Here is an 838-nt window from a genome sequence, read left to right as displayed (position 1 = left end):
TTCTATCGTTTGGCACAATTTATTGCCTATAAAGCAACGATAGCTGGTATTCAGATTGAATATGTGAATCCAGCTTATACAAGTCAAAGTTGTCCGAAATGTGCTGAAAAGAATAAGGCTCGAGATAGAAAATACAAGTGTCCATGTGGGTTTAAGACACATCGTGATATCGTTGGAGCGATGAATATTCGCTACGCAACTGTGATTGATGGTAACAGTCAATCAGCCTAAGCACCTTTATGGTCTGGTTTAGGATGGGCAATGAGATGCCCTTATCTTGAAGGCTGTTCAAAACAGAAATGGATTGCGAACGCTTAGTCATTTAAGAATCCCACCCGTAAATCCGTAAGGATTCGGGCTTGCGACTTTAGTCGTGGGAATCTCAAATACGAATATATAAGTTCCAATGTTTTTCTTAAATTAGAAGTCCATCCTAATGCATAGGTGGAATATACAATATCAAAATGTTCTTCTGGAATATTTAGCTCCTCTTCCATCGCACCACGCTCCGCCATATATTCCAAAGAATGTCCACTACCACATCCGATATCTAGAACCGTTTTATTCTCAATTAAATCAAACAAATGAATTTCATCTTCTGATGCCGTATACGGTCCATATTTAGGCAAACAATCTACTTGAAAAAAATGAGGTGCTACTACGTCCCAACACTTTTTATTCACTTGTAACATTTCTGTTTGTTCCATACTTTGCATTCCCCCTTCGTTCTCTTCCACCAGTACTTTTTATCCCGCATTAACGGGCAGTAAAAATCCCACCCCAAAATTCGGCTGGAGCAAAGAAGTTAGGTGGGAGATTAACTGCCCGTAAACGCCCG

1 protein-coding gene and 1 pseudogene are annotated in these 838 nt (G+C 39.9%); one reads left to right on the top strand and one right to left on the bottom strand.

The genetic code is table 11. The features are described from left to right. The coding region (locus tag V7038_RS15665; RefSeq protein ID WP_335470832.1) for a transposase at positions 1 to 231 on the top strand (231 nt) is incomplete at its 5' end. Positions 232 to 380: 149 nt separating this feature from the next. On the opposite strand, the pseudogene V7038_RS15660 reads toward V7038_RS15665, so the two are convergent. After that, a pseudogene (locus V7038_RS15660) lies at positions 381 to 707 on the bottom strand (class I SAM-dependent methyltransferase); the annotation flags it as partial. Positions 708 to 838: the final 131 nt, after the last annotated feature.

Origin of the sequence: Bacillus sp. JJ783 (assembly GCF_036963225.1) — a bacterium.
Classification (GTDB): domain Bacteria; phylum Bacillota; class Bacilli; order Bacillales; family Bacillaceae_G; genus Bacillus_A; species Bacillus_A cereus_U.
This window is presented reverse-complemented; position numbering and strand designations above follow the sequence as displayed.